This window comes from Bradyrhizobium quebecense (assembly GCF_013373795.3).
In the GTDB taxonomy this organism is placed as follows: domain Bacteria; phylum Pseudomonadota; class Alphaproteobacteria; order Rhizobiales; family Xanthobacteraceae; genus Bradyrhizobium; species Bradyrhizobium quebecense.
Window position 1 is genome coordinate 7,417,063 of the sequence record NZ_CP088022.1, and the last position, 25,245, is coordinate 7,442,307.

Genomic DNA, 25,245 nt, shown 5'->3' on the forward strand with positions numbered 1-25,245 from the left:
ATCTAGTGTGGCGGGCATGCCTGCGCCAGATGTGGGGCCTGCCAGATGAGGACCTTTCGCGTGGCCTCTGCGTTGACGGCATGGCGGCCGGGGCAGGGTGTTGCAAACTGTCTTGCTTAGCGCAATTGCCGAGGAAGAGACTGATGCGGCCGGGATTCATTGTCGTCGTTTGCGGGCTGATGTCCCTGCCGCTGTCACCGTCCCATGGCCAGGATGCGGGCGTGTCCGGCGAGCAGGCATTCAACAATTCCTGCCGCACCTGCCACACCGTCAAGGACGGCGATAACCGCGTCGGCCCGAACCTGCACAACATCATCGGCCGCAAGGCCGGATCGGTCGCGAACTTTCCGTATTCGGAGGCGATGAAATCATCCGACATCGTCTGGGATGAGCGCACGCTGCTGCACTTCATCGAGGATCCGGAAGCCGTGGTGTCCGGCAACGGCATGAAGCCGTATACCGGCGTTCGCTCGGCGGAGGATCGCGCCAAGATCGTGGCCTTCCTGAAACCCTCCGGCAAGTGAGCGTTGGCGGAATGCCGGCCTCAACGAGCCGGCAGGACGAACACCTGGCCGGGATAGATCAAATTGGGATTGCGGATCTGCTGCATGTTGGCGCGATAGATCACCGCGTAGCGCTGCCCGGCACCCAATGCGCGCTGGCTGATCCGCCACAGGCTGTCGCCGCGGGCCACGGTGGTCGTGGTGATCTTCGGCACGACCACCGCGGAAGGTGAGCTCAATGCGGTGGTGGTTGCCGCCGCGAGTTGCGGCGTGGTCACACCCGTACGGCCGGACGCCGCCGCAGATGTCGTGATCGATGCGGTCGTCGTGGTGTCCGGAACGTTGAACGGCACCTCGGCGCGCGCGCGGACCTTGCCGGAGCCAAGGTCGACGTCGTCAAGCCGGATCCGATAGTCGCCGGTCATTACGCCCTTGTTGATCGTGACCGAGAGGTGCCCCGCCGCGTCGGCCGTCGCGGATGTGATCAAGCTGTCGTTGAGATAGAGCTTGACCGTCGCGCCGGGAGTTGCCTGAGCGCTGACATGGAGCTTGCCGCCCGGATCGGTCTCGACGGCCTCGACAGCCACCTTCCCGTGCGTCGCCGCCGCAGGTTGCGACAGCACGCGGATCGGCCTGTCCGGCGCCATCAGCGCCACCATCGGCCGCTCGCTGGCCGCAGCGTCGAGCGCCACTGCCACGCTCTGCTTGGAGGTCACTGGCTTGCCGTCATGCGTGATGCGCAGGGTGAGGTCATAGTTTCCCGGCGGAAGCGGGCGCGGCACCATGACGAACTGGCCGGACTTGTCTGCGACGGCGCGATCGTGCACCTCGCCATTGCGCAGCAATTCCACCGTCGCGCCAGGGAGCGCCCGGCCGGCGACAACGGTCTCGCCGGTCGGCTCGATGTTGACGACGTCGAACTCCGGCACCGCGTTGCCGCCCGGCGTTGGCGACGGTCCTGCCAACACGTTGGCCAGCGCCGCGGTCTCGGTCTGCGCCTTTGCCAGCGCAGTCTTGTCCTGGTCCTGCGCGGGAGCCGCTGGCGCCATCAAGCGCGTGTTCACGCCCAGGATCTGCTGGGTTTGGTGGATGCCGAAGATGAACGCAGCTGTGCCGCCGGCCGCAAGTGCCAGCAACGGTATGGCCAGTCTCATCGCCGTGACGTTCATGACTGTCATCCCCGGATGAATCGACCCGCGCATCCGCGCGCGACCCTGCGGCCCTGTGGGGAGTCCAGGAGAGACTGCGCCGATTTGCGCGGCCCATCAAGCCGAATGAAAGGACTACTCCTCTCGGGCAGGCTGGCCGACGCAGCAGCTGTTGGGGATCGCGTCTGGCTCAGAACTCCGGCGCCGCATGGTCCGCCACCGGTGCGCGCGCAACAACCGTGGCCGGGTTGATTTCCTGCTCAGACTTACAGGTAAATCTTCGCTGGACGCTCGCTCGCGGTCCGCGGCAGATGGCCTGCGCCGATCTTCGACGGCGGCGCCGTTGCCTATTGCGAATACGACAGCTGTTCTTCCGTCACCACGCGCTCGATATTGCCTGCCTTGCTTCTGATCCGGTACCGAAGCCGCCCGTCGGCTTCAATCGGCATGCGTTGAATGATAGTGTAGACCGCCGGCTCATCGGCCTCGGCACGACCTTGCGGCCCCTGGGCCCGGTGGTGAACGTCTTCATTCAGCTTGTAGGCATATGACATCTGTCCACCTCTGCAGTTGGGGGTGCTCTCACGCAGGACTGTGCTGTGACGCAATGGAGCTGTGGCTTCCCGTATGGACGCGACTTGCTGCTTCGATGGCCGCGTCAGGCCTCTCCGGAGTCCGCAGGAGCACGTTGGCTACATTGACCGAATACGCCGCAAATAGCCACCGAATACTCGCCTTCGACCAAGGATGGGTGAGAGCGCTGGGTGGGTTCCCGGCCGTTTGCGGCCTCAATTGCCATTTGATCTCCGCAGGCAGATGCTGCCAGCCAATGGTACAAGGGAGAGCAACATGAGCAAGGCAGGTCTCGACCACCGGCATCCCAACAAGGATGGCGAAATCAGCGGCAAGCACGGAAACACGCTGCTCCGCACCTTGCGTAAGGTTTACGGGCCAGGTTTCGCGGCGGGTTATCCCGAAACCGAGAAGCTGAGCGATGTCCTGGCTGCGTTGAACGAGACCTCGCTGAGCCAACTCCGCAGAGACCATCAGACCGGCCATCTCGCGCACAAGATTGCCAAAGCTTCGAAGTAGGTGCCGAGCGGAGCCGCAGCTCAGAATTCGAGCTCCGCATTGTCTACCACCTCCTTCATCACGAAGAAGGTGCGGGTCTGCCGCACACCGGGCAGCGCGATCAGCTGGTCGCCATGGATGCGGTTGAAGTCCTCCATGTCGCCGACGCGGATCTTGAGGAAATAATCGAAGTCGCCGGCGACGAGGTGACAGTCGAGCACGAACTTCAGCTTCGCCACCGCCTGCTCGAAGCTCGCAAAGCTCTCCGGCGTCGAGCGGTCGAGCACGACGCCGACCATCACCAGCGCGCCCTTGCCGACCTTGCGCGGCGCCACCATGGCGCGGACGCCGCTGAGAAAGCCCTCGTCGAACAGTACCTGGGTCCGGCGATGGCAGGTGGCGGGGCTGACGCCGACCTGATCGGCCAGCTCGGCGTTGCTGAGCCGGCCGTTCTTTTGCAGCAATCTCAATATCTTGAGGTCGATGCGGTCGAGCCGGGCGGACATGGAAGAATCTCTCATTGCTAGCCGGTAATGTGAGAGAAAACATATCATCTGGTGCGAATTCGGCAATCTTCGACGATCAGGCGGCCTGACTTAGAGAGCACCTTTCGCGGCTGTAGTGATAGTTCTGGCCGCCGTTCCAGACCACCAAAGAGGATGCCAGTATGCTGGAGAAGTTCGCACGCTACCCGCTCACCTTCGGGCCGACCGCCATCGAGAAGCTCGATCGGTTGTCAAAGCACCTCGGCGGCAAGGTCGAGCTCTATGCCAAGCGCGAAGATTGCAATTCCGGGCTCGCCTTTGGCGGCAACAAGCTGCGCAAGCTCGAATACATCATCCCCGACGCGATCGCCTCCAACGCCGACACGCTGGTCTCGATCGGCGGCGTGCAATCCAACCACACCCGCATGGTAGCAGCGGTCGCGGCCAAGATCGGCATGAAGTGCCGGCTGGTGCAGGAAAGCTGGGTGCCGCATGAGGACGCAGTCTATGACCGCGTCGGCAACATCCTGCTCTCCCGCGTGATGGGCGCGGATGTGCGCCTGGTCGACGAAGGTTTTGACATCGGCATTCGCAAGAGCTGGGAGCAGGCGCTCGAGGAAGTGAAGGCGGCGGGCGGCAAGCCCTACGCGATCCCGGCCGGCGCCTCCGTGCACAAATATGGCGGGCTCGGCTATGTCGGCTTCGCCGAAGAGGTGCGCGCGCAGGAGCGTCAGCTCGGCGTCAAGTTCGACTACATCATCGTCTGCACGGTGACCGGCTCGACCCATGCCGGCATGCTGGTCGGCTTCGCCGCCGACGGGCGCGCGCGCAACGTGATCGGCATCGATGGTTCGTTCACGCCGGCGCAGACCAAGGCACAGGTGCTGTCGATCGCGCAGAACACCGCGAAGCTGGTCGAACTCGGCCGCGACATCGTCGAGGATGATGTCGTGCTGATCGAGGACTACGCCTATCCCGCCTATGGCGTGCCGTCGGAGGAGACCAAGGCGGCGATCCGGCTCAGCGCACGGCTGGAAGGCATGATCACCGACCCCGTCTACGAGGGGAAATCGATGCAGGGCATGATCGATCTGGTGCAGAAGGGTTTCTTCCCGGCCGGGTCGAAGGTGCTCTACGCCCATCTCGGCGGCGCGCCGGCGCTCAACGGCTACGCCTACGCATTCAGGAATGGCTGAGGCGACCAGAGTTTTCGATTTCGTAGCCCGGATGGAACCCCTGCATCCGGGCTACAGGTCCCGCCCGTCCTGCGTCAGGTCGGCGTCAGCTTCTCCCGATATCCTGTCCAGGCCGGGCGAGTCGGGAGACCTTCGCGTGAGGATGATGAATGCGGCCAGCCGAGCCATCGCCGCGCTCGGCGTCGGCATCGTCGCGGTGGGGCATTGGTTTTGGGTTTACCAGAGCCATGGTCATGCGCCGCACTCTCGCCTGCTGGCGATGAACAGCGAGATCGAGCTCTATGCCGGCATCTTCCTGATCGGCGTCGGCGTGCATGCCTTCGCATCCCGCTACTGGTTCAGCAATCCAAATCCGCCGGCGGAGTCCTCGGTTCGGGAGCCGCAATAGCGTCCGCCTGGCACGTCGGCTGGGCTATGTCCAGGTTGACATCTTCGGAACATAATAGGAACATTCCATCTGTAACCTGAGGGTGTGGCGATCGCCTCATCCGCGGCGGTATTGCGTGGCCGCTGGAGCAAAGGCCAAGCCGCGCACCACTTGCGGATGAATTTCTCCGCCTCCTATAAGGGGTTGTGGCTGGGGAGTGGATGTCATGAGAGTTGCGATCTGGGCGGCCGTTGTGGCCGTATGGCTGTTTGCGTCCGCAACTCCATCGAGCGCCCGCGGTCCCTACGGTTCGATCACGGTCGGCAATTGGAAGGGCGGCGCCTTTACCGACGACAAGAGCGGTGCGTTCACGCATTGCTCGGCGGGGAGCACATACCAGAGCGGCATCTTCTTCATGGTGGCGATCGGCAACAACGGCAGCTGGCGGCTCGGCTTTGCCCATGAGAGCTGGCGCCTGACGCCGGGCGAAGCCTTTCCGCTTGCGCTGACCTTTGACGGCCAGCCCGCGTTCAATGTCTACGGCATGCCGCTCGGCGAGAAGCTCGTGAATGTCGAGATGCCGGTGAATTCGGCGCTGATCAATCAGTTCCGCAAGGCGCGCCAGATGACGGCGTTCGCGCAGGGGCAACTGTTTCAGTTCAATCTCAATCAGACCGCGCAATTGCTGCCGGCGCTGCTCAACTGCGTGGTCTCTGTGAAGAAGAACGGCGTCTCCAACGCCGGCGAGTTCGCGGTCGCGACAAAGCCTGCGGCTGCGCCGCCGCAGCAGGCTGCTGCACCCAACGCGCCGCCCGCGAAGCAGGCGAGATCAGGCACCGGCACCGGCTTCGTCGTCAGCGATAGCGGCCACGTCGTCACCAACCATCATGTCGTCGATGGTTGCAGCGAGATCACGGGCAATCTGAGCGGTGCGGCGGCGGTCAAATTGCGGTTAGTGTCCGACGACGAGACCAACGATCTCGCGCTGCTGCAGGCGCCGTCCCCGTTCAAGGATGTCGCGAGCATCCGGCAGAACTCGATTAGGGTTGGCGACGGAGTCGTGGCGATCGGCTACCCCTATCATGGCCTGCTGACATCCGATTTCACCGTGACCACGGGCATCGTTTCGTCGCTGAGCGGCATCCTCAACGACACGCGTCATCTGCAGATCAGCGCCGCGGTACAGCCCGGCAACAGCGGTGGGCCGCTGTTCGATCTCGGCGGCGCCGTGGTCGGCGTGGTGGCCGCGAAGCTCGACGCGGTCAGGATGGCGCGGGCCACGGGATCGATCCCGGAAAACATCAACTTCGCCATCAAGACCGGCGCGCTGCGCGACTTCCTTGACAACAGCGCGGTGATGTACCGGACCGCCGAATGGCGCGACGGGACCAAGAAGGAGACATCCGATATCGCCAAGGATGCGCGCGGCTACACCCTGTTGATCACCTGCACGGTGAACGAGCAGAGCGCGAGCGCGAAGAAGGGCAATTGAGACCTCCGCTACTCCCTCTCCCCATCCTTACGGCAGGGCGATCGCATATCGGCCACACGTCATTCCCTGCGAAAGTCTGGGCAGCCGCCGGCTACTTTGCATGGGGTTGTTTTCGATATTTTGGCCGTGCGCGCCTGCGACGTACGGGCGCGTATCAGCCGAGCCGGCGCAGCGTATGCACCGTGATCTCGGCCGGGCAGTTCAGCCGCACCGGCGCAAGGCTGGTGCCGGCGCCGGCCGATGTGTAGCCGGCAAGTTCACCGAACCGCCAGGCGCCCCGGCCCATCCTGCGCGGCAGCCGCGCCTCGAGCTTGATGGCGATGCCGCCGGGCAGGCAGAGCTGGCCGCCATGGGTATGGCCGCTCAGCATCAGGTCGAAGCCGGCGGCGGCCGCCGCGCGATAGGATTCCGGCGTATGCGCGAGCAGGATCGAGAACGCATCGCGCGGGATCGCCGCGGCAGACTTTGCAATGTCGTCGGTGCGATAGAAATGCGCATCGTCGATGCCGGCGAGATGGATCGTCGCGCCATCGCGCGTGATCGGCTCCTGCTCGTTGAACAGCATTCTGATGCCCATCGCTTCCAGCGCCGGCGTCATGCGGATGCTGTCATGATTGCCGAGGATGCCGTAGAGCGGCAGCTTGATCCGCGCGCAGAGATCTTTCATCAGCGCGAGGCTGGTCTCGAACGGGCCAGACGTCTTGCCGCGATAATCGCCGGTCAGGACGCAGATGTCGCAGGCGACATAGCGGACGATGTCCGCCAGATGCCGCATCGCACCTTGGCTGATGTCGGCGTGGAGATCGCTGAGCTGAAGGATGGTGAAGCCGTCAAACGCCGCCGGCAGACGCGTCGATGTCACCAGATTGCGCCGGATCTCGACCCGGTCGGCGTTGCGGCGCGCGCGGCCATGGAGGCCGGCCAGCTTGAGCGCAGTCTCGACGACCCATGGCGCCAGCTTCCAGTTCTCGACGTTGAACACGAGTGTGCCCTGGCCGAACAGCTGCCTCTCATGCGCGGCCTCGATTCCAAGCCGGCGCACGACGTGATCCGCGCCGATCCGCTCGACCAATCCCTGCAATGCCGTGTCGGCCATCGTCCCCCGTGCGGCCCGCGATGCGAAACGCGGGGCGGCAACGACACTATCATGCGCAATCCCGGCGGCGATACGGCTGAGGTTCAGACCACGGGGACGCGCTTGGCGGCGACCGCTGCCGGCGAGATCACCTCGATGTCGAGCGGCACCTGCCAGCGATCGGTGAAGCGGACCTGCGGCGGCGCGTTGCCTTTGCGCCCACCCTGCAGCACGAAGCCGTCATAGCCCGAATTCATCACCTCATTGCATTTCTGCACATAGATCGGGAAGCCGCCGATATAGGGCATGAATACGCGGGGACGGCCCGGAATGTTGGCGCCGACATACCAGGAGCTGCAGGTCGAGCGCAGCGAGACCGTGGAGACGTCGTTGACATGGGCGACCCAGGCGTCCTCGTCGTCGCGCACCGCCTCGATCGTGCCGGCGCCGATGTCGCGCATGTGACCGAGGCAATCGGCCAGCCAGTCGACATGCTGCTCGATCGCCTGGATCATGCTCGCGAGCACCGATGGGCTGCCGGGCCCAGTGATCATGAACAGGTTCGGAAATCCCTCCGAGGCGAGGCCGAGATAGGCGCGCGGGCCAGCGCGCCATTTTTCGGCCAGCGTCCGCCCGCCGCGGCCGGTGATCGCGATCTTGTCGAACGAGCCCGTCATGGCGGCAAAGCCGGTGGCGGAGACGATCGCGTCGAATTTGTGTTCGGTGCCGTCGACCACGATGCCGTCGGTGGTGAAGCGCTCGATCGGTGTGTTCGACACGTCGACCAGTTTCACATGCGGCAGGTTGTAGGTCTCGAAGTAGTTGGTATCGACGCAGAGCCGCTTGCAGCCGAAAACGTTTCGAGGGCACAGCAGCTCGGCGGTGGCGGGATCCTTGACGATGCCGCGGATCTTCTCGCGCGCGAAATCGGCGATGGTGTCGTTGGCGGCCTTCTCGAACAGGAGGTCGCCGAACGCGCCGAGGAAGGGCAGGCCGCCGCGCTGCCAGGCTTCCTCATAGAGCCGCTCGCGCTCGTGCTCGCTCGCCTGCAAGGCGGGCTGGGCGTTGAACTGAAAGTAGAAGCCGGTCGGGCGCGCTCGCGCTTTCGCGCGCAGCTCCGGATAATGCGCCTTGGCTTCCTTCAGATACTCCGCCGACAGCCGTTCGTTCCATGCCGGGACCGACCAGGTCGCGGTGCGCTGGAACACGGTGAGCTCCGACGCCTGCTGCGCGATGATCGGGATCGACTGGATCGCGGACGAGCCGGTGCCGATGACGCCGACGCGCAAGCCGGTGAAGTCGACACCCTCATGCGGCCATTCGCCAGTGTGATAGATCGGCCCGCGGAAATCTGCCATCCCGGGGAAAGCGGGTCGGTTCGGCGCCGACAGGCAGCCCACCGCCATGATGCAGAACTTGGCGGTGACCCGGTCGCCGCGGTCGGTTTCGATCAGCCAGTTGCCTGCCTGCTCGTCGAAGGTCGCCGCGGTGACGCGGGTGTCGAACACGATCTGGCTGCGCAGGTCGAAGCGGTCGGCGACGTGGTTGGCGTAAGCAAGAATTTCGGGCTGCGGAGAATATTTCTCCGACCAGCTCCAGTCCTGATCGAGTTCCTCGGAGAACGAGAAGGAGTATTGCAGGCTTTCGACGTCGCAGCGCGCGCCAGGATAGCGATTCCAGTACCAGGTGCCGCCGACGCCGCCGCCGGCCTCATAGACCCGCGCGGTGAACCCGAGCCCACGCAGCCGATGCAGCATGTACATGCCGGCGAACCCTGCGCCGATCACGACGGCGTCGAACGTTCCACTTTCGGCAGGACGCGCAGCCTTGCGCGCGGTGCTCTCCTGAGCCATGGCCCGTCTCTTCCCTATATCTTGTCGTTAAGTCTCGGCCGCGCCTCGTTGGACGCGACGACCGAAAGATTAGGGCGAGGGCGGCGCTGCCCGCAAGCGCATGCATTGCCCCGCCGGGTATGGCTCCTATGCCTGGGCGCCGATCGCTGCGGTATCCGGAGCAGGTTGGGACGATGCAGCCGAGGATTGCGTGGAGGTGCTCGGCCCCTGCGGAGCTTGCGACCGTAGTCAATGCAGTACGCTTATACTGATTTAAGGCTAGGCGCGAAGTTCAGCCGTCGTTGGCCTTCACGATCCGGATCAGCTCGTCGCCGTAATGCTCGAGCTTCTTGTCGCCGATCCCGGCGATGTTGCGCAGTTCGCCCAGCGTGTCCGGACGCATCGCGGCGATGCCGTCGATGGTCGAATCGTGCAGCACCACATAGGCCGGCACGCCGCGCTGGCGTGCGACTTCCGAGCGCCAGGCGCGCAGGGCGGCATGCAACGCCGGGCTGACGGCCCCGCCGGGACTGTCGGCCGCGGGCGCGAGTTCGCCGCGGCGCGACTTGCCGCGGACCGCGCGGTTGCGCGCGCCTTCCGGTTGCTCACGCAGCATCACCGCGGTCTCGCCCTTCAGCACGCCGCGGGCGCTGTCGGTCAGCTTCAGCGCGCCGAAGGCGTCGCTGTCGGCGCGGAGATGGCCCATCGCCACCAACTGGCGCAGCACCGCGCGCCATTGCTTCTCGTTGAGCTCGCGGCCGATGCCGAACACCGACAATTGGTCGTGGTTGAACTGCTTGACGCGTTCGGTCAGCCGCCCGATCAGCACGTCGATCAGGTGCATGGCGCCAAAGCGCTGCCCGGTGCGATAGACGCAGGACAATAGCTTCTGCGCCGGCACTTTGCCGTCGCGGACACGCGGCGGCGTCAGGCAGTTGTCACAATTGCCGCAGCTTTCATCCGAGCGGGTCTCGCCGAAATAGCCGAGCAGGCGCTGCCGCCGGCAATGCACGGTCTCGGCGAGCGCAACCAGCGCGTCAAGCTTGCCGATCGAGACGCGCTTGAAGGCGTCGGAGCCGGTCGATTCGTCGATCATGCGGCGCTGCTGCACGATGTCGGAGAGGCCATAGGCCATCCACGCGGCCGACGGCTTGCCGTCGCGGCCGGCGCGTCCGGTCTCCTGGTAATAGGCCTCGATGCTCTTCGGCAAATCGAGATGCGCAACGAAGCGCACGTCGGGCTTGTCGATGCCCATGCCGAACGCAATCGTGGCGACGATCACGATGCCGTCCTCATTGAGGAAGCGGTCCTGATGCCGGGCCCGCACGCTGGCGTCGAGCCCGGCGTGATAGGGCAGCGCGGGAATGCCGGCCTCGCTCAGCGATGCCGCGACATCCTCGACCTTGGCGCGCGACAGGCAATAGACTACGCCGGCGTCGCCGGCATGCCGCTCCTTGATGAAGGATTTCAGCTGCGTGGTGGCGTTCTGCTTGTCGACGATCTCGTAGCGGATGTTGGGGCGGTCGAAGCTTGCGACGAACTCCGGCGCGTCGGTGAGTGACAGCCGCTCGGCGATCTCCTTTCGCGTCAACGCGTCCGCGGTTGCCGTCAGCGCGATGCGCGGCACTTTCGGGAAGCGCTCGGCGAGTGCGGACAGGCCGATATATTCCGGGCGGAAGTCATGGCCCCATTGCGAGACGCAATGCGCCTCGTCGATCGCAAACAGCGCGATCTGCGCCTGGCCGAGCAGATTGAGGCAGCGCGGCGTCAGAAGCCGTTCCGGCGCGACATAGAGCAAATCGAGATCGCCAGCGAGCAGCCGGCGCTCGACCTCGGAGGCTTCCTGATAGGACAGCGTCGAGTTCAGCACCGCGGCGTTGACGCCGGCCTCGGAGAGGCCCGCGACCTGGTCACGCATCAGCGCAATCAAGGGCGACACCACGATGCCGCAGCCGTCGCGCAGCAGCGACGGCAGCTGGTAGCACAACGACTTGCCACCGCCGGTCGGCATCAGCACCAGGCAATTGCCGCCATTGGTGACGTGGCGGACGATCTTTTCCTGCGCGCCGCGGAAGCCCGACAGGCCGAATACGGAACTGAGCACGGACCGCGCGTCGCGAGGCGAAGCGGATGCATGATCGAGGGCTGGTTGGGCGGTCATGATCCCTGAGAGGGCGATTCGGGTTCCCGGATCGAACGATTCCGGAACGAAACGTGTTAATACACCGTCCTGCGATAAACTCAATTGAGGCAATGGCTGCCGGCCATCGCGCGCGCCGATGCGGTCGGCTGAGCTCAACCGCACGCAGATCAAGCTTGCCGATCGATGCGCAAAGCGCTTTCGAGCGAAGTGGATGCCGCTTCCCGTGAAGAAAAGCGCCTCAAGATAGGGAACTCCGACGCCGTCAGGCCGTCGGAGCGGGCGGCGCCGGTGGCGGCGTCATTGGCTCGACCTTGTAGGTCTTCGGCAGGTTGATCGGCCGGTAGGCCGAATCCTTCTCCATGCGCTCCAGTACCGAGGCGTGGATGGCCGCCCCTTCCGGTATCGGCCGCGGCTCGCCGCGCGGCAGATAGAAGCCGAGGAAGGATTTCCGCTCCGGCCATTCCTTCCATTTGTCGCTCTTCGGAATCCATTCCAGGATTTCCCAGGCGGCGGTAAGCGAATTGTGCAGCGGGGCCGTCGCGCTCGGCGGCACATAGTCGTGCTTGTGCGGCGGCAGCGGCATCCCCCAGGCGAGATGGTCGATCAGCGCCTGATCCATGTGCAGCCCGGCGGCCCCGGCCTGCGCGAGCATCCAGATCAGCGGAAATTTTGACGGCCCGCTCTGGTCCTCGGGATAGCCGCCGCCGACGTCTGAGTGCACGCCGGCGAACCAGACCTGGCGAATGTCCTGTTCCACCTCCGTCGCCGGATTGAACGGATCGGAACGGAACTTCTGCGGCTCAATCCAGCGGTTGAGGCGGAACATGCGCCTGCGTTCGTCGATCGAGATCGCCTGGCGAAATCGCCTGACACTGGAATTGGTGCGGGTGAACAGCAGCGTCTGGATGTCGAACAGGAAGTTGTCCTGCCGCGGCACGATGATCGAGGCCACGGTGTCCCAGACTCCGACGAACTCGATGTCGATGTTGCGTCCGCCGGCGATCTGGCTGAAGTGCCAGACTTCCTTCAACGGGGCAGGGTCAAACGTCCCGTCGGACTTCTGGGCATCGGAGCTGGCCTTCTTGTAGGTGCCGAAGGCGTAGCCGGCGAGGTCGAGCTGGTCGACCGGCAACAGGCCCATCACATGGACGAAGGCCGCCAGCGTGCGCACGGTATAGGCGCCGCGGCTGAAACCGAACATCCAGACCCGGTCGCCGGGCTCCCAGAGCCGGCACAAAAACCGGTAGGCGCCAAGCGTGTCCTCGTCGAGACCGGCGCCAAAGGCCAGCCCGAAAAGGCCGCGCACCTCCTGCTTGAAGTGGCCCCAGCTGTTCTGCAGGCCGATCGTGCCGAGACCCGGATGATAGTAGATCCGCTGCCGGTCATCCTTGTCGGCGACGCGAAACAGCTTCAGGACGTTGGAAATATTGGCGCCGATCTCGTTGCCGGTGCCGTCGCAACAAATCACAATATCCTTCGGCATCCGTTGCCCCCGCGGCCGCCGTGAAAATTCGCGACCTCAATGTACGGCAGAACACGGGGACGATTCAATCTCCAATTGAAGACGGTTCTGTGTACGCGGTGTGACCGCCGACCGTCCTTCTGGAGTCTGCGGCCGGCATCGGGCGCGCGTGCGCGCACTCCACAGCGGTCAGCAGAATTCAATTGCAACACTCTGGAAAAGGTGGGAATCTCATCGCCAGACATTGCGATATTGCGTCGATATTTTTCTCCCCTTCAGGATTTCGCCGGTGCGCGCGATCATCTTGCCTGCTGCTTTCCGCAGCTTCCTCAGCCTGGACGGGAATGGATCGGAATGAGCCACCAAGCTCTCGTGACGGTCATTCTCGCGGGATTGGTGGTGATAGCGTTCGGACTGTTCTGGTGGGTCGGCAGCTACTCCGATCGCGTATTCGCCAACAGATTTCGGACCCGCTTTCCGGAGAAGACGCTGAGTTACACCGGCGATCAGCTCGGCGAGCTGGTGCAATCCGATCTCCGGATGAAATATGTCTTCCCGATTCTGTTCCCGCTCGATCTTATCGTCATGCTGGCGCTGGCGGGCGCGATGGGCGCGGCGTCATCATACTGGCTCAACCCGATCTATCCGACTGCAGCGTGGCTCGGCCTGGTCGTGCCGGCGGTGTATCTGCTCAGCGACCTGATCGAGGATTGCTTGCTGGCCTGGTTGTTGCTGCACGGCGACCCGCATGCGGCGGCACGTTCCGTCTCGATCCTGAAGGCGATCACGACGATCAAGCTCGTCAGCATCTTTGCCTCGATCGCGCTGACGCTGGTTGCGTTCGTCGGATGGCAATTTCACAGCGACTCGCTTCGCCTCTAAAGCTTCGGTTCTGATTGAATCAGAACCGAAGCTCTAGATTTTTGTTTGACGCGTTTTCCTCACGCGAACCGGTGTCCACTTCGCTCGAAAACGCTCTGAAGCGCTGGCGGTCTACTGATAGGTCGCCACGATGTCGGAGACGGCGCGCTCGAGCTGCTGCGCGGTCGCGCACTGTCGCACCACGGTGCAGAAGGTTGCGTAGCGCGGCATCTCGGAATCGCCAAAACCCCAGACCATGCGGCCTTCGGGGTTGAGCCATACCAACCGCTTTGAACGCTCGCCGATGCGGCGCAAGATGTCGGCGCGCGGATCGAGATTGTTGCTGCGGGCGTCGCCGAGCACGATCACCGTGGTCTGCGGCGTGATCGCGCTCATCCAATTGTCCTCGAAATCGGCCAAGGAATTGCCGTAGTCGGACGAGCCGAAACCGACCCTGGACATGATCTCCTTCATCGCCTCTTCCGGCGATTTCGATTCCAGGATGTCGCTGACCTCGATCAAATGGCCCGAGAAGGCGAAGGAGCGGACGTCGTCGACGACCTCGTGCAGGCTGTGGATCAGGAGCAGGAAGAAGTCCGAGACGCGGGCGACGGAGCCGGAGACGTCGCACAAGGCGACGATCTTCGGCCGGTCGCGATGCTTGCGCTTCCACGCGGTGAGGAACGGCACGCCGCCCCAGGCCGCGTTCCGGCGCAGCGTGCGGCGGACGTCGAGATGGCCGCGGCGCTGACGCTTGCGCGGCTTGGAATAGCGCTCGCGCAGCCGGCGCGCGATCTGGCGGATCAGTGCGCGCATCTGCTCGACCTGGCGCGGCTCGATCCGTGCCAGCGGGGCGTTGCGCAGGATCTCGTTGCGCAAATTTTCGGTCTCTTCGCGCCCGTAGAGCAGCAGAGCTTGCGAGACCGTGTCGCGAACCGTGCCACGCAGGCCGTTGAGCGCCTCCTGCAGCCGCTCGGCGAGCGCCGGATTGCGCGTGGTCTGCTCGTCGATATCGTCGCGCAGGCGCTGGATGCCCATCGCATCGAGGATGCGGGTCTGGAAGATGCCGCGCTGGGTGAAGTAGCGGATGTCGGGCAGCGAGGCGGCGCCGGAGGCATTGGCGATCGCCGTCGATATCGCGGCGCGATCCTGCGATAGCAGCATCTGCGCCAGCGGTCCGACATTCTCGCTGGCGGCGTCGCCCGCCGCATCGCCATGCTCGTCGGCCGGCGGGTTGGCGCCGGATTCGCTGCTGTCGTCGGTCTTGTTCTGCTCGGCGGTCTCCTGCTGCGGCTCGGGCTGGCTGAAGAACAGATCAAAGCATTCGCCGAGCGAGCGCTTCTCGTCCTGGGTCTTGGCAAGCGTCAGCAGAAAGGTGTCGCGCAGGATGTCGCGGTCGGCAAAGCCGACCTGGGCGACCGCCCGCATCGCATCGATGCTTTCCGCGGGCGAGACCCGGACCCCGGCTCCCCGCGCCGCACGAAAGAAGCGATGCAGGTTCTCGCGCATCTTGGTCTAGCTGAACACGCCTTGGCGCGACGCCTTGGCGATGAAGGACGAAATCTGCGGCGTCGCGGCCTCGATGTCGGCCTCGTATTTCAGGAGCACGTTGAGCGTGTCCTTGACGATCTCGGTGTCGAGCTCGCTGGCTTGCAGCAGCACCAGCACGCGCGCCCAGTCGATTGCCTCGCTGACCGAGGGCAGCTTCTTCAGGTCCAGCGAGCGGATCTCGTGGATGAAGCCGACCATCTGCTTGCGCAGCGTCTGCGAGATGCCGGGCACCCGGCTCTCGACGATGCGCTCTTCCAGCTTCTGCTCGGGAAAGCCGATATGCAGATGCAGGCAGCGCCGCTTCAAGGCATCGCCGAGATCGCGCTCGCTGTTCGAGGTCAGGATCACGGTCGGCGGCGCCACCGCGGAGACGGTGCCGAGCTCGGGGATCGTGACCTGGAAGTCCGAGAGGATCTCCAGCAGCAGCGATTCGAATTCGGCGTCCGACTTGTCGATCTCGTCGATCAGGAGCACGCAGCCGGCGGGCTGCTCCAGCGCCTGCAACAGCGGTCGCGGCTCGACGAATTCCTTGGAGAAGAACACGTCGCCGAAGGTGTGGAGCTGGTCGAGCGCGGCAGCCAGCGTCTGCGCGCCGCCGAGCACCTCGCCGAGCTTGTCCTTCAGGATCTGGGTGTAGAGCAGCTGCTTGGCATATTTCCACTCATACAGCGCCTTGGCCTCGTCGAGGCCCTCATAGCACTGCAGACGGATCATCTTCAGGCCGCGCCAGGCGGCGATCGCCTTCGCAAGCTCGGTCTTGCCGACGCCGGCAGGGCCCTCGACCAGGATCGGTTTCTCGATCTGCTGCGACAGGTAGACCGCAGTCGCGATCTGCCGGCTCGCAATATAGCCTTGCGCGGCGAGGCCGCTTTCCACGGCCTCGATCGAGGCGGTTGGCCTGGTGTCAGCCACGAGGATCAGCTCCGAATTTGCCTTGAACTCGGACCTGTTCTGCTCCCGTTGCGGGCAAAGCACAAGGCTCGTTTGGCCCGCAAAGGCATGGGCTTAGCGCATGGTTCCGGGGTATTCCGCCGAGCGCAATACGGAGGAGGCGGCAGCTTTTAGCCCGCGCAGCTCTTCACGAAATCCTTGCGCTGCGGGCCGACGATCTTCTGGTCGATCGCCTGCTTCAGGCAGTCGAGATGCGCCTGCGCCATGCAGAGCTGCATCTGGTCGTGCCGGTCTTGACCCTTCAGCGCCTTCGCCGCGCTCTGGCAGGCCGCGCGCTTCGCGCCAGGCACGGGCACCGCCGCCGACGTGCTCTCTTGCGCGGGAGCCGCCGCCGGCGCTGCTGCCGGTGCGGGGGGTGAGGTTGATTGCGCGAACGCTGCGACCGCGACCAGCAGCGAACCAGCCGAGACCATGGCGACGACGAGACGTTTCATGGGGTGTGCCTCCGCGGGCATGATCCGGAGAAGTGAACGTCGGCTTTCCGGAAACGTCATGCTCAGACCAGGAATGGGATCACGATGCGATTTCACGGTCGCGCCGTGACCCAAGGGGAGGCTGAGAACTAGCGACTGCCGCCTGAATGCGGAGTGAATATGCGGCAGGGCCGCTTCACCTCAGCGTGAGGCCGGTCGCAGCTTCGAGCTCGGAGATCGCCTGCGCGGCGTTCGCGACCTTGATCGTGGTCATGCCCATCTCGCGCGCCGGCTTCAGGTTGACGCCGAGATCGTCGAGATAGACGCAGTGCTTCGGGTTCACCAGCAGCGTCTCCACCATCATCTGGTAGATGCGGGGGTTCGGCTTGCGCAGGCCGATCTTCGCGGACTCGATGACGTGGTCGAACAGCGACATCACCTCGGCAACGTAGAGCGTGCGTCCGCTGTGGCTGCCGATTGCGTTCGACGGCAGATTGTTGGTGATGCAGCCGGTCTTGAATTCCGCCTTGATGCGCTTCAGCGCCTCGACCATTTCCGGGCGCAGGTCGCCGGAGAGCAGCGGCAGCACGTCCTTGCCGCGCACCTCGGCGCCGAGCGCCTTCGATTCCGCGGCGAACAGCTCGTCGAATGCATCGATACCGATCTCGGCGCGTTCGAACTTGGCCCACGCGTTTTCCAGATGGTTGGCGGCGTTGGTGCGGCGGATGATGTCGATCGGCAGGCCGCGCTCAGTCTCGTAGCGCGCGAAGGCCTCGAACGGCGAGGTGGTCAAGACACCGCCGAAATCCCAGATCACTGCCTCGATCATCAATGTCCTGCCCGTTGCAAAGCGGCGGCTTCGCCTCGGGTCGTCCGGCCGTTTTGGCCGAAGACAGGGAAACGCGCGTTCAGCCTTCTTTATTGGAATTGCCGCCAATCAGGCAAGCCGCCAGTTCGCGGCAAACTCCGCCACGCGGAACGGGCTCACCAGACCATCGGAACCAGGCGGTAACGCACGCGCCCGAGATATTCGGCATAGCCGTCGAGCTCGGCAGTGAGCATCCGCTCCTCCATCATGGATCTCAGGCCGAGCAGCGCCGCCATGACCGGCACGATGCCAAGGCCCCACCAGGATCCGAGCAGCAGCGGCGTGCCGACATAGGTCAACAGGCCGCTGGCATAGATCGGGTGGCGCACATAGGCGTACGGCCCCGTGGTCACCGCAGCATGCCCGCGCTCGCGCTGGATCTTCACGACGGGGGCGGCGTAGCTGTTTTCGCGGTAGGTCCGATAGACGATGTAGAACGATGCGGCGATCATCACCGCGCCGGCGCATTGCAGCCAGAACGGGACGAACGATGTCCGGTAGCGCACCGCGTCGAGCGCCATCAGCGGCAGCCATGTCAGCCACAACAGCGGCATGATCGTCGTGATGACGCGATCCCACCCGGCCTGGCCGCGCGCGGTGCGGCGCTCCGCCAGTAGCCCCGGATCATGTCTTGCGAGCCATGCCTCCGTGATCAGTCCGCCGATCGTGATCTCGAGCAGGAACATCCAGGCGCCGGCCCATCGCATGGTGCCGGCCGCTAGAAACAGGAGCGTCCCAAGGCCCACAAACGTGCATGCGGCGCGGCGCAGATTGATGCGAGGAGGATTGCCGTTCTGGTTCATGTCTCTCTCCGACGAGCGGCAACGGCCGCGCCGCCGGACCGGGCGGGCCGTTGCATGTCCGGGTAACGGATCGAAGCGCCGTTCAATGCGTGGACCTGATTACGGTCTGCGGGTCCAGTTTCGTGCCTGTCCGGAATAGACCTTGCTCGGCAGCGCGCGGGCCGTTGGATCGAGCAGGATCTTCATCGCGGTGTTGAGCCGCGCCTCCGAACGCGGCGAGCCGTCATGGCGCATCTGCTGCGGAGCACCGGGGCCCTGCGGCGGCGCCATGTAGGCCGACGTTGTCGGCGGGGCGGGCGTGGTGGCGATCTTCGGACGGGCAACAACGGCCGCCTCCAACGGGCGCCGCGCGTCGGCGAGGCTTGACGCTGCGGATGCTTCCGCGGGCGGCGGAGAGGCGGCGCTGTCGGATCCGGATTTGCGGGGCGGTTTTGCCATGGCATCGGCTCCATAGGTTCGGTGATGACGACGACGTCAGGATTTGTCTTCGTCGGATGTGGTGCGTTTGGCGATGATCGGGTTGCGGTCGCTGATCGCGGCGAGCAGCGAGGCGTGGCTCACGACTGACGACACGACGATCTTTCCGGACGGCTCCATCCGGCGACCGTTCTGCTGCTGTTGCTGTGGGCTCCTGGCGGTGGATTTCTGCATCATGTCGGCCTCCTCGAGGGCAGGGGTGGGGCCCGACAGCGCCGGGCCCCGAGTTTGGCGATCAGATGCCGAAAGCACCGAGGACGCCCGGCAGCGCCTGCACGGCCGTACCGAGGATGTCCTGCCAACCCTGCGGGTTGACCGACCCGTTGGTCGCCACTTCGGCAATCCGCTTCGGACCGCGCTCGATGCCCTCACACTGGATCGGGCTACGCACGCTGCCGAAGGTCTCAAAGTCGTTCCTTGCGTACATGTTCAGCTCCTTCTTTCGGTTTGAATTGACGGCAACTACGGGAGGTGGGCACCGACCGGGGCAGCCGTCGCTGGACGTCGCCCAAGGGATCGCTCATCGCGTCGATCCCCTGGACCACGTGACGCTAATTCGCGCCACGTTCTGATCTCCTCCGGACGCAGAGGAGCAATCGCGTCAATAGACCTGCCACTGCCGCAGCGGCCCGACCGCCACCGGCACCACGTCGCTCACGTCGATCGTGTACTGATAGACTTCGCGCGCTTGGGTCAGGACCTGCGTCGGGTTGAAGAAGCGGTAGGTCACGTCGTGGCATTCCGAGTCCGGCCGGCAGATGACGCTCTGGTCGACTTCGACGGTGTCGAGCCGCAGGCCCTTCTTGGCAGCGTCAATGAAGATCTTCCGCGTGTTGTAGGCATTCATCGCGGAATAGTTCAGCGCGCGGTCCTGCGGGGAGAGACCGACATTGCGGAACTCGTTGTAGATCCGCTCGAGGAAGCCTTCTGCGCCGTCCGGCCAGGGGAGCGGCCCGAACAGCGTGTAGAGATCCCACTGGTAGAAGCCGCGCCAATCGGTCACCAGCGTCGGCACGACGGTGCCATTGAGCAGCTTGGTCGTGTTGGTGCTGTCGACCCAGCCAGCCATCGAGACCCGCGCAACGCCGCCGGGCGGCGGGAATGCCGGGCGCGTCGCTGGTGGCTCGCCGCCGGCGGGGGCCGACATCGTCGCGATCGCCACGGTGCGGGTCGTCGCGGGATCGTCGTGCGAAACTTCCTGATGCCACAGTGCCAGGATCAGCGCGGCGAAGAACCCGAGACCGAACACGTCGAGCGGCTTGATCGCATAGATCGGGATCGAATCGATCGTCATCGTCCAGGTGATGGCGTCGGCGTCCGGGAAGTTGTTGCCGGCCCCGGCCGGCGTCGCGGTCTCGCCTTCGGCCTGATTCAGCAGATAGCGCGCCATGATCGCCGGATTGTATGGCGCCGAGGTATCGCCGGAGTGGTCGCGCTCGGGCCCGAAGGCCGGATCGCCGCGGCCGATCAGGCTGTCGCGCCAGTTGGCGATCGCCTGCACGAAGTAGTCGAGGCGCGCTTCCTTGCCGAAATCGTAGAACAGCCGGCCGATCGGGAAGGCGAGCTGTCCGGTGGACTCTGCCGTAGCGCCCCGCGGACGCATGCCGCCGCCACAGCCGCAGCTCTTCTCGCTGGTTCGAACCGCGGGGGCTTCGTACATCGGCAGCGCCTGGGGCATTGCGACGGGAAGCGCATTGCTCGGCATCAGCGCGTGCAGCTGCTGCGGTTGCAGCCAGGTTTGCTGCGGCATCATGCCGGCCGTTGGCATCGCCATCTGCGGCATCATCATCGGCGGCATCACCATCTGGGGTGCCGGTGCCGGCATCCAGACCATGTCGCCGCCCGCATGGGGGCGTGATACGGATAAGGCGCGGGTGCGGCGATCGGCGCGGCGACGACGCCGTGATCAACGGGGACGGCCATGGCCGCAGGTGCCGCCGGCGCGGCAGGCTGCGCCTCGCTTGGCATGATCCCGGCGTTGCTTCGCAGGACCGAGCCGTCCGGCCCGAATATGCGTGGAGCCGATGGTGCAGACATTGCTGATAGATCTCCCATGGAACCCTCTCTGGTTGCAGTTGGCTGAGCGGCGGATGACGGTTGGACGAAAGGGCGCGCGGACACTCCCCAGAAGCGGGGAGGCGCGGCCGTGGCACCCGACGGCATGACGGCGTCCGCCTGCTCGCCAAGCAGGGCGGCGACAGCCGCGGGAATATCGAGCCGTCCGGCGAGACAGCGCGAGGCGCTGCCGTCGTTGCGGCAGGGCACCGCGCTTTCGAGCAGCGCAGCATGGACGGCTTGCGGATCGGCCTTGCGTCCGTTCTGGCGCAGGCATGAGAGCAGCAGCGCGACGACACCGGTGACGATCGGCGCCGCGTAGCTCGTTCCGGAACGGAGGCTGACGTTGCGGACCGGCGAGGCGCCGGCGATGTTCTCGCCCGGTGCCAGGATGCCGTTTTCGAGATAGGCGTCGCCGAAATTGCTGAACGGCAGCGGGTTGCCGGCCAGATCGCATGCGCCGACCGCAAGCACCGAAGCGAGGCTGCCCGGCACCTGGACGCAGCGGCAGCCATCATTGCCGGCGGCGGCGACGATCAGCTTGCCGGCGCGTTCGCAGGCGCGCACCGCGTCGACCAGAATGCGATCGGCCTGTCCCGTCGCGGATTGCTGACCGCTGCTGATGTTGATGATGTCGGCGCCCATCGCTAACGCCTGGTTGATCGCGAGCGCCAATGTGCTTTGCGAGGACGGCTCGATCTGCCCGGCGGCATTCTCGCGATAGATCGAGAACACGGTTGCGCTGCAGTTCGGCGCGACGCCGAGCACCGGGCTGCCGGGTGTCCCCATCAGCACGCTCGTGACATGCGTGCCGTGCTCGGACTGGATGATCGATGAAGACGGCGCGACGAATTCGCCGCCCATGGCGACACGGGCCTGCCTGAGCGAGGGATGATTGAGAGCGACGGGACCGTCGATGATCGCGATCTTCACCGCGGGGTCGCCACCCGACGTTCTCTGCCACAAGGCAGCTAGACCAGCGATGTCGGCAACTGGATTCATGAAATCGATCCTGGCCGATCTGCTGCGAATTCGTGCAGCCGATCCGTCTTCCACGGCAATCTGCAACCGCGCAGCGAACGAAAAGAGCGGCATGTCGCTGCGTTGGTGCTGTTGTGGCAGGTGTGCCGCGAAAGGCCTATTCGCCGCGGTGGATCAGAAAGGATCGAGCCGATGATACGGATCAACCGATCCGTGAGATCGATCCCGCGCCTCGAAAGATCGATCAAAGGGTTTAGTCGGGATCGGTCTCACGGCGTGATGCGGCGCGCATGCGTGCAAAGCCGCGCCGCATCTGCGCACCAATGCGTGCACGCGCTGCGGTCAGTCGAATACGGAATTCAGGTCGCTGGTGTCAGTCGAGCTCGCGGCGACGATCGAGAGCCGGCGCAGATGATGCGATCCATGGCGCTTCGCGAACCCGCCGCATCGCCTGCGCCCGGCGCGGCAGGCCGAGCTTTTGCAGCACGTGATGGACGTGATGCTTGACGGTGGCAAGACTGAGATTGAGATCGCGTGCGATCTCCTTGTTCGACATGCCCTGCCCGATGAGCTTGAGGACCTCGCCTTCGCGGCGCGTCAGGCCCTGGTCGGTATCGATCGTATCCGCCTGACGTTCCATGCAAAACAACGCGCGCAGCAGTCCGCCGGAAATCTCGGCGCTGCAGGCAAGCCGCCCCGATGCCACGTCCGACAGTGCGCGGCACAGCTCGTCGAAGCTGGCATTCCGGGAAATGTAGCCGCTGAACCCGGCTCGGCCGCAGCGGACCACGTCGCGCCCGAAACTCAACGAAATGGCGGATGAAAAGCCGTCTGCAGGTCGACGGCACCGGCATCCAGAAAGTCATGAAGGTAAGTATGCGGTATGCTGCCAGAGGTTGTATTATATTATCAGGTCGAAATTACGGCTCTGATACGCGCGGGATCAAGAGATACAGTTCACATTCGAGCGTCGTGCCGGCAGCACGACGCAGGATACGAAGTGATGGAGAGCGCGGCAAGGTGGCGACACGCAGCGCGTGTGTACCGTGGGGCTGCAGGAATCTCGTGGTGACTTCAACGCGGTAGTCATCGACGCCTAGATATTTAGATAATTGACGCGTGTGGGTGCGGGTGCTCTGTACAAGATTACGTGTTCTTCGGCCGAGTGTGAGCGACGCAATGCCGCGCCTCGGATGTGCTCAATCCAGATGCAGATCGACAGGATTCCATGACGAGCGTGATTCGAGCGACAGCCTTTCTGACCCTGTTGACGGCAACGCCGGCCTTCGCGATCGTCGGTGGTGGCGCGTCGTCGACCGATGGCGTCGCGCGCGCCGTCGTCACCATCGTCGGCTCGCGTGGCAATTTCTGCACCGGCGCGCTGATCGCGCCGAAGGTGGTGCTGACCGCGGCGCATTGCGTGCAGCCCGGTGCCGACTACAAGATCGTCGATTATGGGCCGGACCGGCAGCCGAAGCTGCAGAACGTCAAAACGGTCGCGATCCATCCCGGCTTTCGGATGCAGGCGATGACCAATCATGTCGCGACCGCCGATATCGCGCTGCTGCAGCTTGCGGACCCAGCCGCAGGCAAGGCGCCAGCCGTGCTCGGCATGCCCAACATTCCGATCCAGGTCGGCGGCCGTTTCACGGTCGCGGGCGTCGGTGTCACCGCGCGCGGCGACGGCAAGAGCGGCGGCAGCATTCGCGTCGCCGGCCTGATCGCGAGCGGCAAGCCCGGCACCCTGCAGATTCGTCTGGTCGATCCGGTCGGGCAGGGCGTGCGCGACGGGCTCGGCGCCTGCACCGGCGATTCCGGTGCGCCCGTGTTCGAGGACAAACCAGGCGGGCCTGTCATCGTCGGTGTGGTGAGCTGGTCCACCGGCCCGAGCGGCACCGCCGGCTGCGGCGGCATCACCGGGGTGACGCCGCTCACGCTCTATCGCGACTGGGTGATGCAGACCGCGCGCCAGTGGGGTGCGAGCTTCTGAAGTTACCTCGCCCCGCTTGCGGCTATCAGATTCACACATTCTGAAGCCTTAGATTGGCGCCGTATTTGATGGCGTGGAACTTGGCAAGGCCGATGCGGATGACTTTGGGACCCGGCTTGCCGTAGTAGCCGGTCCAGCCGCCGAGGCGTGCGATGACCCAAGCGACAAAGGCCAGGGATCCCTTCGGGTGCGGATTGCGTTGCCGCTCGGTCTTGCCTTCGAGCCGGGCGGAGACGGCTTCGAGGATGGGTTGGTCGTCCGGCTCGAAGGCATCGCTCAGGAGCTGATCCGTGTTGCCGTCGCGGGCCTGGACGAGTTGCTTGATGGTGATGGCCGCAACGGCTGCAGCAGCGACGAAGTTGATCATGGCCTGCGGGTCGCCGATATCGGCTTCCTCTATATCGAAGCCTGCCGTCTTGAGCGTACGGAAGAACTCCTCGATCACCCAACGCGTCCGGTAGAAGCCGACCACTTGACGCGCGTCGTTCAATGTAGCGACAGCGTGGGTAGTCAAAAGCCGCCAATGCACAGGTGCGCTACCGTCTTTCGGCTCCGATACCTCGCGGACATCGACCAGCGTCAGGTGAACCGTCTCGGGCAACGTCGGATCGGCTCCATGGAGCGGCCGGCATACGGCCACCGGCGCGAAGCGCACTGCGAACTCGGTATCGCGCGCGCGCCGTCCTGGTGCGGCGGGGACCGTCATGGCAACGCGCCCTTGTTCGGCCTGGGCGTCGATGAAGGTGAACAGCAAATCCGGGTCTTCTTCGGACCCCTCGATCCGCCGATTCTGGCAGGCCCTCACAACCAATTCGACGTTTTGCGGACGCTTCACGAACAGTTCGTAAAAGTCGCTTTCGCGGTCCGATACCATCGTGACGCTGGCCGCCGCAGCCAGTACCTCACCCGCCCGTTCGCTGCTCTCGATCCATCGTTGCGATTCCTTAGCCGCCGTCGCCCGCTTGCGCCGTGGTGCCAACTCCTCTCGGTTACGGTTCCAGACCTGCATCGAGACCAGACCGAGCAACCCTTGCGTCTCGGCCTCTACCGCCAGTGCCACATGCAGCAACAAACCCGCGGCATTGCCTTTGGCGACCGGTCCGTAGCATTGTCGCGACCGCCGGCCGCCCAAGATCAATTCCGACGTGTCCTGTGCGACAACAACATGCCGACCAGCCGCTCGCTGCCCGGTGAGGTCTCCGGCATGCCGTGACATCTCTGCGGCCGTCACCGACGGATTGTGAAGAAGCCGGCGAAACTGCATCTCGCCCGCACGGTCCTCACCGAGGCGGCGGATGCACGAGCCAGGCCGGGCCACCAGCGCCGCATGCAGCCGCGCCCCCCTTTTTCCAGGCGACGATCGCCAAATCGTCCCCGTCCATATGCCACCCCGGCCATCAAAACCTCCACCGGCTTGCCTACCGATAGAGAATCCCGCTTTACCGCTAATCGCAACCCAGATGTGTGAATGCGATAGCCGCTTGCGGGGAGAGGTCGGATCGCATCGAGAGATGCGATCCG

The 25,245-nt window shown here is 64.6% G+C and carries 26 protein-coding genes; 7 read left to right on the forward strand and 19 right to left on the reverse strand.

Annotation, left to right across the window (positions count from 1 at the left end):
* Positions 1-143: 143 nt before the first annotated feature.
* Complete coding sequence (locus HU230_RS35560) at positions 144-524, forward strand: c-type cytochrome (protein WP_224943921.1); 381 nt, start codon at positions 144-146, stop codon at positions 522-524.
* A 20-nt stretch (positions 525-544) separates the two neighbouring features.
* Here HU230_RS35560 and HU230_RS35565 read toward each other — a convergent pair whose 3' ends face one another.
* Positions 545-1,672: a LysM peptidoglycan-binding domain-containing protein gene (locus tag HU230_RS35565; protein WP_224943923.1), complete on the reverse strand. Its 1,128-nt coding sequence runs from the start codon at positions 1,670-1,672 to the stop codon at positions 545-547.
* A 326-nt stretch (positions 1,673-1,998) separates the two neighbouring features.
* Positions 1,999-2,205 carry a hypothetical protein gene (locus tag HU230_RS35570; protein WP_176534193.1) on the reverse strand — a complete coding sequence of 69 codons (207 nt, stop codon included), beginning with the start codon at positions 2,203-2,205 and terminating at the stop codon, positions 1,999-2,001.
* Positions 2,206-2,500: 295 nt separating this feature from the next.
* On the opposite strand from HU230_RS35570, the gene HU230_RS35575 reads away from it, so the two are divergent.
* Positions 2,501-2,743, forward strand: coding sequence for a hypothetical protein (locus tag HU230_RS35575; protein WP_176534192.1), 243 nt, complete (start codon positions 2,501-2,503; stop codon positions 2,741-2,743).
* Between the two features lie 20 nt (positions 2,744-2,763).
* On the opposite strand, the gene HU230_RS35580 is transcribed toward HU230_RS35575, so the two are convergent.
* Positions 2,764-3,228: an Lrp/AsnC family transcriptional regulator gene (locus HU230_RS35580; RefSeq protein WP_176534191.1), complete on the reverse strand. Its 465-nt coding sequence runs from the start codon at positions 3,226-3,228 to the stop codon at positions 2,764-2,766.
* Positions 3,229-3,389: 161 nt separating this feature from the next.
* On the opposite strand from HU230_RS35580, the gene HU230_RS35585 reads away from it, so the two are divergent.
* From HU230_RS35585 to HU230_RS35595, 3 genes are all read left to right on the forward strand, one after another.
* The gene (locus tag HU230_RS35585) at positions 3,390-4,403 is read left to right on the forward strand and encodes a 1-aminocyclopropane-1-carboxylate deaminase (RefSeq protein ID WP_176534190.1); all 1,014 of its coding nucleotides are present in this window, start codon (positions 3,390-3,392) and stop codon (positions 4,401-4,403) included.
* 142 nt (positions 4,404-4,545) lie between these two features.
* On the forward strand, positions 4,546-4,791 hold the full coding sequence (locus HU230_RS35590; protein ID WP_224944263.1) for a hypothetical protein: 246 nt from the start codon (positions 4,546-4,548) through the stop codon (positions 4,789-4,791).
* A gap of 205 nt (positions 4,792-4,996) precedes the next feature.
* Positions 4,997-6,262 carry a S1C family serine protease gene (locus HU230_RS35595; protein WP_176534189.1) on the forward strand — a complete coding sequence of 422 codons (1,266 nt, stop codon included), beginning with the start codon at positions 4,997-4,999 and terminating at the stop codon, positions 6,260-6,262.
* 154 nt (positions 6,263-6,416) lie between these two features.
* Here the strand turns inward: HU230_RS35595 and HU230_RS35600 are convergent, their stop codons facing one another.
* The 4 genes from HU230_RS35600 to HU230_RS35615 form a co-directional block, all read right to left on the reverse strand.
* Positions 6,417-7,358: a metallophosphoesterase gene (locus HU230_RS35600; RefSeq protein WP_176534188.1), complete on the reverse strand. Its 942-nt coding sequence runs from the start codon at positions 7,356-7,358 to the stop codon at positions 6,417-6,419.
* Positions 7,359-7,441: 83 nt separating this feature from the next.
* Positions 7,442-9,190: a flavin-containing monooxygenase gene (locus HU230_RS35605; RefSeq protein ID WP_176534187.1), complete on the reverse strand. Its 1,749-nt coding sequence runs from the start codon at positions 9,188-9,190 to the stop codon at positions 7,442-7,444.
* Positions 9,191-9,461: 271 nt separating this feature from the next.
* Positions 9,462-11,330, reverse strand: coding sequence for a DNA helicase RecQ (gene recQ, locus HU230_RS35610; RefSeq protein ID WP_176534186.1), 1,869 nt, complete (start codon positions 11,328-11,330; stop codon positions 9,462-9,464).
* A 244-nt stretch (positions 11,331-11,574) separates the two neighbouring features.
* Complete coding sequence (locus HU230_RS35615) at positions 11,575-12,795, reverse strand: T6SS phospholipase effector Tle1-like catalytic domain-containing protein (protein WP_176534185.1); 1,221 nt, start codon at positions 12,793-12,795, stop codon at positions 11,575-11,577.
* Between the two features lie 333 nt (positions 12,796-13,128).
* Between HU230_RS35615 and HU230_RS35620 the strand changes: the two genes are divergently transcribed.
* Positions 13,129-13,656 carry a hypothetical protein gene (locus tag HU230_RS35620; protein WP_210284335.1) on the forward strand — a complete coding sequence of 176 codons (528 nt, stop codon included), beginning with the start codon at positions 13,129-13,131 and terminating at the stop codon, positions 13,654-13,656.
* Positions 13,657-13,767: 111 nt separating this feature from the next.
* Here HU230_RS35620 and HU230_RS35625 read toward each other — a convergent pair whose 3' ends face one another.
* From HU230_RS35625 to HU230_RS35675, 11 genes are all read right to left on the reverse strand, one after another.
* On the reverse strand, positions 13,768-15,144 hold the full coding sequence (locus HU230_RS35625) for a vWA domain-containing protein (protein WP_176534184.1): 1,377 nt from the start codon (positions 15,142-15,144) through the stop codon (positions 13,768-13,770).
* Between the two features lie 6 nt (positions 15,145-15,150).
* Positions 15,151-16,098 (reverse strand): AAA family ATPase, encoded by a 948-nt coding sequence (locus HU230_RS35630; RefSeq protein ID WP_173639425.1) that lies wholly within the window; start codon positions 16,096-16,098, stop codon positions 15,151-15,153.
* A 149-nt stretch (positions 16,099-16,247) separates the two neighbouring features.
* On the reverse strand, positions 16,248-16,571 hold the full coding sequence (locus HU230_RS35635; protein WP_176534183.1) for a hypothetical protein: 324 nt from the start codon (positions 16,569-16,571) through the stop codon (positions 16,248-16,250).
* A 175-nt stretch (positions 16,572-16,746) separates the two neighbouring features.
* Entirely contained in the window at positions 16,747-17,379 is a 633-nt protein-coding gene (locus HU230_RS35640) for an HAD-IA family hydrolase (protein WP_176534182.1), read from the reverse strand.
* 155 nt (positions 17,380-17,534) lie between these two features.
* Entirely contained in the window at positions 17,535-18,221 is a 687-nt protein-coding gene (locus HU230_RS35645) for a methyltransferase family protein (protein WP_176534181.1), read from the reverse strand.
* Between the two features lie 99 nt (positions 18,222-18,320).
* On the reverse strand, positions 18,321-18,659 hold the full coding sequence (locus HU230_RS35650) for a hypothetical protein (RefSeq protein WP_173639421.1): 339 nt from the start codon (positions 18,657-18,659) through the stop codon (positions 18,321-18,323).
* 36 nt (positions 18,660-18,695) lie between these two features.
* On the reverse strand, positions 18,696-18,875 hold the full coding sequence (locus HU230_RS35655; RefSeq protein WP_176534180.1) for a hypothetical protein: 180 nt from the start codon (positions 18,873-18,875) through the stop codon (positions 18,696-18,698).
* 58 nt (positions 18,876-18,933) lie between these two features.
* Positions 18,934-19,125, reverse strand: coding sequence for a hypothetical protein (locus tag HU230_RS35660; RefSeq protein WP_029080476.1), 192 nt, complete (start codon positions 19,123-19,125; stop codon positions 18,934-18,936).
* Between the two features lie 174 nt (positions 19,126-19,299).
* A complete protein-coding gene (locus HU230_RS35665) occupies positions 19,300-20,532 on the reverse strand; it encodes a cyanobactin maturation protease PatG family protein (protein WP_224943925.1) in 1,233 nt (410 codons plus the stop codon).
* Positions 20,496-21,755, reverse strand: coding sequence for a S8 family serine peptidase (locus HU230_RS35670; RefSeq protein WP_224943932.1), 1,260 nt, complete (start codon positions 21,753-21,755; stop codon positions 20,496-20,498). The genes HU230_RS35665 and HU230_RS35670 overlap by 37 nt, the downstream gene beginning before the upstream one ends.
* A 352-nt stretch (positions 21,756-22,107) precedes the next feature.
* Positions 22,108-22,542 (reverse strand): LuxR C-terminal-related transcriptional regulator, encoded by a 435-nt coding sequence (locus tag HU230_RS35675; protein WP_224943935.1) that lies wholly within the window; start codon positions 22,540-22,542, stop codon positions 22,108-22,110.
* 420 nt (positions 22,543-22,962) lie between these two features.
* Between HU230_RS35675 and HU230_RS35680 the strand changes: the two genes are divergently transcribed.
* Complete coding sequence (locus HU230_RS35680) at positions 22,963-23,724, forward strand: S1 family peptidase (protein WP_176534179.1); 762 nt, start codon at positions 22,963-22,965, stop codon at positions 23,722-23,724.
* Between the two features lie 31 nt (positions 23,725-23,755).
* Here the strand turns inward: HU230_RS35680 and HU230_RS35685 are convergent, their stop codons facing one another.
* Entirely contained in the window at positions 23,756-25,042 is a 1,287-nt protein-coding gene (locus HU230_RS35685; protein ID WP_224943361.1) for an IS4 family transposase, read from the reverse strand.
* Between the last annotated feature and the right edge of the window lie 203 nt (positions 25,043-25,245).

What these genes read in the sequence shown, in the direction of transcription:
- HU230_RS35560 (WP_224943921.1), top strand. Translation starts at nt 144, where the DNA reads ATGCGGCCGGGATTCATTGTCGTCGTTTGCGGGCTGATGTCCCTGCCG.
- HU230_RS35565 (WP_224943923.1), bottom strand. Translation starts at nt 1,672, where the DNA reads ATGAACGTCACGGCGATGAGACTGGCCATACCGTTGCTGGCACTTGCG.
- HU230_RS35570 (WP_176534193.1), bottom strand. Translation starts at nt 2,205, where the DNA reads ATGTCATATGCCTACAAGCTGAATGAAGACGTTCACCACCGGGCCCAG.
- HU230_RS35575 (WP_176534192.1), top strand. Translation starts at nt 2,501, where the DNA reads ATGAGCAAGGCAGGTCTCGACCACCGGCATCCCAACAAGGATGGCGAA.
- HU230_RS35580 (WP_176534191.1), bottom strand. Translation starts at nt 3,228, where the DNA reads ATGTCCGCCCGGCTCGACCGCATCGACCTCAAGATATTGAGATTGCTG.
- HU230_RS35585 (WP_176534190.1), top strand. Translation starts at nt 3,390, where the DNA reads ATGCTGGAGAAGTTCGCACGCTACCCGCTCACCTTCGGGCCGACCGCC.
- HU230_RS35590 (WP_224944263.1), top strand. Translation starts at nt 4,546, where the DNA reads ATGATGAATGCGGCCAGCCGAGCCATCGCCGCGCTCGGCGTCGGCATC.
- HU230_RS35595 (WP_176534189.1), top strand. Translation starts at nt 4,997, where the DNA reads ATGAGAGTTGCGATCTGGGCGGCCGTTGTGGCCGTATGGCTGTTTGCG.
- HU230_RS35600 (WP_176534188.1), bottom strand. Translation starts at nt 7,358, where the DNA reads ATGGCCGACACGGCATTGCAGGGATTGGTCGAGCGGATCGGCGCGGAT.
- HU230_RS35605 (WP_176534187.1), bottom strand. Translation starts at nt 9,190, where the DNA reads ATGGCTCAGGAGAGCACCGCGCGCAAGGCTGCGCGTCCTGCCGAAAGT.
- recQ (WP_176534186.1), bottom strand. Translation starts at nt 11,330, where the DNA reads ATGACCGCCCAACCAGCCCTCGATCATGCATCCGCTTCGCCTCGCGAC.
- HU230_RS35615 (WP_176534185.1), bottom strand. Translation starts at nt 12,795, where the DNA reads ATGCCGAAGGATATTGTGATTTGTTGCGACGGCACCGGCAACGAGATC.
- HU230_RS35620 (WP_210284335.1), top strand. Translation starts at nt 13,129, where the DNA reads ATGAGCCACCAAGCTCTCGTGACGGTCATTCTCGCGGGATTGGTGGTG.
- HU230_RS35625 (WP_176534184.1), bottom strand. Translation starts at nt 15,144, where the DNA reads ATGCGCGAGAACCTGCATCGCTTCTTTCGTGCGGCGCGGGGAGCCGGG.
- HU230_RS35635 (WP_176534183.1), bottom strand. Translation starts at nt 16,571, where the DNA reads ATGAAACGTCTCGTCGTCGCCATGGTCTCGGCTGGTTCGCTGCTGGTC.
- HU230_RS35640 (WP_176534182.1), bottom strand. Translation starts at nt 17,379, where the DNA reads ATGATCGAGGCAGTGATCTGGGATTTCGGCGGTGTCTTGACCACCTCG.
- HU230_RS35645 (WP_176534181.1), bottom strand. Translation starts at nt 18,221, where the DNA reads ATGAACCAGAACGGCAATCCTCCTCGCATCAATCTGCGCCGCGCCGCA.
- HU230_RS35650 (WP_173639421.1), bottom strand. Translation starts at nt 18,659, where the DNA reads ATGGCAAAACCGCCCCGCAAATCCGGATCCGACAGCGCCGCCTCTCCG.
- HU230_RS35655 (WP_176534180.1), bottom strand. Translation starts at nt 18,875, where the DNA reads ATGATGCAGAAATCCACCGCCAGGAGCCCACAGCAACAGCAGCAGAAC.
- HU230_RS35660 (WP_029080476.1), bottom strand. Translation starts at nt 19,125, where the DNA reads ATGTACGCAAGGAACGACTTTGAGACCTTCGGCAGCGTGCGTAGCCCG.
- HU230_RS35665 (WP_224943925.1), bottom strand. Translation starts at nt 20,532, where the DNA reads ATGGTCTGGATGCCGGCACCGGCACCCCAGATGGTGATGCCGCCGATG.
- HU230_RS35670 (WP_224943932.1), bottom strand. Translation starts at nt 21,755, where the DNA reads ATGAATCCAGTTGCCGACATCGCTGGTCTAGCTGCCTTGTGGCAGAGA.
- HU230_RS35680 (WP_176534179.1), top strand. Translation starts at nt 22,963, where the DNA reads ATGACGAGCGTGATTCGAGCGACAGCCTTTCTGACCCTGTTGACGGCA.